Consider the following 3,788-nt stretch of genomic DNA (forward strand, 5'->3'; position numbering starts at 1 on the left):
CCGCCAGCCCGGCGCGCGGCGTCGGCGGCCTGCGCCAGCCGGTCGTCAGCGTCTCCGCGAGCCGGCTCACCGCCCCGCCCCCACGCCCGGGCTCCGGTGGGACTGCCGCGCGAGCTGCCCCAGGTCGACCCACGGGTCGCCGGTCGCCCACGCCACGAGCTCGACGCCCGCGGCGGTCAGCGCGGCGAGCCGGTCGGCCCGTTCGATGCGCACGAGGCGCAGCGCGACGCGCTCCTGGTCGCTGAGCGTCGTCTCCCGCACGCGGGGCAGCACGTCGATCGCGACGACCCGGTGACCGGACCGCCGCCACGACGCGGCGGCCAGCGCGGCGTCGTCGTCGAGGAAGGTGGAGAAGACCACGACGAGCGCGCCCGACGGGAGCTGCGGCGGCCGCACGCGGGTCCGCGCCTCCCCCTCGGGCCGCGTGAGCGCGAGGCTGTGCACGATGCGCGCGAGCTGGCGCCGACCCCCGCCGGGCGCGACGGGCCGTCGCCGCGCACCCAGGTCGTCGAGACCCACGCGGTCGCCCACGGCGACGAGCTGCTGCGCGACGGACGCGGCCGCCTCGCGTGCGAGGTCGAGCGACGTGGCGTCCTCGGGCCGCACCGGGCGCAGGCCGCCCCACGTCGCCGGGTCGGGCCCGACGTCGTCGCGCGAGTCGACCACGAGCACCACGACGGCGTCCGCGAGCGCGTAGGAGCGCCGGACGTAGAGCTCCGACAGGTCGGGCGCGCGCCGGGCGGTGACGCGCCAGTCGATGCGCCGCAGCCGGTCGCCCGCGGAGAACGGGTGCACGTCGCGGAGCCCGCCGCCGTCGCCGGGGCGCCGGGACTCGTGCGCCCCCGTGAGCCCGCGCAGGCGCCACGGCAGCGGCAGCGCCCCGAGCGGCCGGGTCGCGGGCAGGACCATCACGCTGTGCGGCTCGGTGCGCACGGGCTCGGCGATCGTCGCGAGGCCGACCCCGAGCGCCTGGACGTCGGCGTGCACGAGGTCCTGCGGTCCGGTCCGCACGGTCCGCACCGCGACCGGGAGCTCGCGGGACCCGGTCACGCGGACCAGCACCTCGACGGTCCCCGACCCCGGGCGCCGCACGCGCAGCAGCGCCGCGTCGGTCCCGGGCGGCCCCTCGACCCGCAGCACCGAGCGCAGCTCACCGCCGGGCTGCGCCCCGTCGGCCGGCCGCACGTGCGCCCGCACCGGACCGGCGGGTCGCCGTGCGAGGTCCCACGCCGCACCGACGAGCGGGGCCGCGACGAGCAGCGCGACGTCGGGCCGGCCACCGAGCGCACCGACGAGCAGCAGGAGCAGCCCGGCGGTCAGGCCGATCGCGCACGCGCTCGTGCGGGGCCAGGGGTCGACGCCGGGCGGCTCGGCGGCGCGCACGCCCGACAGAGGCGGCTCGCTCACGCGGTCCCCACGCCCGCGCGCACCGCCCCCGCGCGCGCCGTCGTCGGGCCCGCGACGCGGTCGAGCACGCCGCGCACGACGTCCTGCGGCTGCACCCCGGCGGCCCACGTCTGCGGCGTGAGGGTCAGCCGGTGCGCGAGCGCCGGCACCGCGACCGCCTTGACGTCCTCGGGCGCGACGAAGTCCCGGCCGGACAGCACCGCGAGCGCGCGCGCGACGAGCAGCAGCGCCTGCGACCCGCGCGGCGACGCCCCGACCTCGACCGACGGGTGCTCGCGCGTCGCCGCGCCGAGGTCGACGCAGTACCGCACGACGTCGGGGTCGACCGTGACGGCCTCGACGCCGGCCTGCATCGCGAGCAGCGTCGGGGCGTCGACGACCGTGCGGACCGGCGCGGCCTCGTGGCGCCGGTCGAGCCGGCGCAGCAGGACGTCGGTCTCCGCGTCGCGCCCGGGGTAGCCGACGGCAAGGCGCACCATGAACCGGTCGAGCTGCGCCTCGGGCAGCGGGTACGTGCCCTCGTACTCGACCGGGTTGGACGTCGCCATGACGTGGAACGGCTCGGGCAGCCGGTGCGTCTCGCCGTCCACGGTGACCTGGCGCTCGGCCATCGCCTCGAGCAGGGCCGACTGGGTCTTGGGCGCCGTCCGGTTGATCTCGTCGGCGAGCAGCAGCCCGGTGAACACGGGGCCCGGCCGGAACGCGAACGACGCCGTCGCGGGGTCGAAGACGCTCGACCCGGTGATGTCCGACGGCAGCAGGTCCGGCGTGCACTGCACGCGCCGGAAGTCGAGGCCGAGCGCGCTCGCGAGGCTGCGTGCCGCGAGGGTCTTGCCGAGACCCGGGACGTCCTCGAACAGCACGTGACCGCCCGCGAGCACGGCCGCGAGCGCGGTGCGCAGCGCGTCCTGCATGCCGACGACGACGGTCCCGACCTCGGCGAGCACGGCGTCGCTGCGCTCGGCGACCTCGGCGACGGGAAGCGGGGCGGGCGTGGTCATGGGTCCTCCGGGGTCGGGGGCGGTCAGGGGCGGGTGGACGTCGGTGCGACGAGGGACTCGAGCCGGGCGACCGTGTGCTCGACGTCCGCGAACCGGGGCATCCGCCCGCCGGTCGGGTGCAGCGTCCGCCACGCGCGCGGCCCGAGCACCTCGGCGGCACGCGCGGCGTCCGCGGGGTCGTCGAGCCGGAGCCCGACGCGCGCGAGCCGGCTCGTCGCCGTCCGGCGCAGGCGCTGCACGACGCGCTCGCCTACCCGGCCGCCGCGTCCGCGCATGGTCCACGAGAGGTGCGCGAGCTCGGTGCGGGCACCGTGCCCGTCCGGGAGGGGCTCGCGCGACCAGCGCTCGTCGGGCCGCGGGTCGAACGTCGCACCGACGAGCACGAGCCCGGCGACGCCCAGCCCGGTGAGCACCGCGTGGACGGCGTGCATCCCGACGAGCCACCCGATCCCGCCGGCGACGGCCCCGGCGACGAGCGCACCCACCGCCGTGCGGCGGACGCCCTCCGCGGCGGCCCGGCGGTGCACGGCGCGGGCGGCACGGCCGGCCCGGTCGTCGCCGAGCAGCCCGGCGTGGACGTCGCTCATGCCGTCGCCCCGGGGTCGCGCCCGGTCGCCGCGCCCGCCCGGTCCGCGTCGTGCTCGTGTCCGCGCCGCACGCCGTCCGCGAGACCGTCGGCGAGCACGTCGAGGCAGCGCCGCGCCGTCGCGACGTCCGCCGCGGTCACCGGGTGCGCGCTGAACCGGGCGGCGAGGTAGAGGTCGAGCAGCGTGCGGGTCGCCGCCGGGTCGGCCCGCGTCGCGTCGAGCACCTGGACGGTGAGCTCGGTCGCGGTCGTCGAGCGCTCCCGCACGATCCCGGTCGCGGCGGCGGCGTGCTCGAGCGCGACCCAGGCGGCGACGACCGCGTCCCCCGGCGGCACGTCCTCGTCGAGCCGCCGGCCGGCGGCAGCCACGCCCTCCCGGAGCTGCGGCACGGTCAGCCCCTCGACGAGGTCCACCGCGCCGGTGGTCGGCGAGCCACCCTCGGTCACCGCCCCGCGCCGCGCGAGGGCCGCGAGCGCCTTTCGCACGAGCAGCGCGAGCACGACGAGCACCGCGAGCACCCCGACGCCGGCGACGACCCACCCGGTGGCCGTCACGAGGCCGGACGGGAGCGCGCCGGGCTCGAGGTCCACGGGGGGCGGCGTCGGGAGCGAGCGGCTGCGGGGCAGGTCCTGGGGCGGGAACAGCTCCCACGCCGTGGGCCGTCCGGTCACCCTCCAGGGCCCGGCGGCGGCCGCGGCGAGCACCACCCCGACGACGAGCACGGCGACGGGGGCGACCCGGCGTGCGACGTGGCTGGTGAGCGGCGCGCGGCCCTCGGCGCCCTGCCCGGCGG

The 3,788-nt window shown here is 79.3% G+C and carries 4 protein-coding genes; all 4 read right to left on the minus strand.

The window, feature by feature from the left end; genetic code table 11:
* Positions 1-66: 66 nt before the first annotated feature.
* Positions 67-1,407 carry a DUF58 domain-containing protein gene (locus AB6N24_RS22825; protein WP_412871647.1) on the minus strand — a complete coding sequence of 447 codons (1,341 nt, stop codon included), beginning with the start codon at positions 1,405-1,407 and terminating at the stop codon, positions 67-69.
* Positions 1,404-2,408 carry an AAA family ATPase gene (locus AB6N24_RS22830; RefSeq protein WP_412871648.1) on the minus strand — a complete coding sequence of 335 codons (1,005 nt, stop codon included), beginning with the start codon at positions 2,406-2,408 and terminating at the stop codon, positions 1,404-1,406. The genes AB6N24_RS22825 and AB6N24_RS22830 overlap by 4 nt, the downstream gene beginning before the upstream one ends.
* A gap of 23 nt (positions 2,409-2,431) precedes the next feature.
* On the minus strand, positions 2,432-2,995 hold the full coding sequence (locus tag AB6N24_RS22835; RefSeq protein WP_412871649.1) for a hypothetical protein: 564 nt from the start codon (positions 2,993-2,995) through the stop codon (positions 2,432-2,434).
* A partial coding sequence (locus AB6N24_RS22840; RefSeq protein WP_412871650.1) for a DUF4129 domain-containing protein occupies positions 2,992-3,788 on the minus strand: 797 nt, incomplete at its 5' end. The genes AB6N24_RS22840 and AB6N24_RS22835, both read right to left, overlap by 4 nt.

Origin of the sequence: Cellulomonas jepli (assembly GCF_047229345.1) — a bacterium.
GTDB lineage: Bacteria > Actinomycetota > Actinomycetes > Actinomycetales > Cellulomonadaceae > Cellulomonas_A.

What these genes read in the sequence shown, in the direction of transcription:
- AB6N24_RS22830 (WP_412871648.1), bottom strand. Translation starts at nt 2,408, where the DNA reads ATGACCACGCCCGCCCCGCTTCCCGTCGCCGAGGTCGCCGAGCGCAGC.
- AB6N24_RS22835 (WP_412871649.1), bottom strand. Translation starts at nt 2,995, where the DNA reads ATGAGCGACGTCCACGCCGGGCTGCTCGGCGACGACCGGGCCGGCCGT.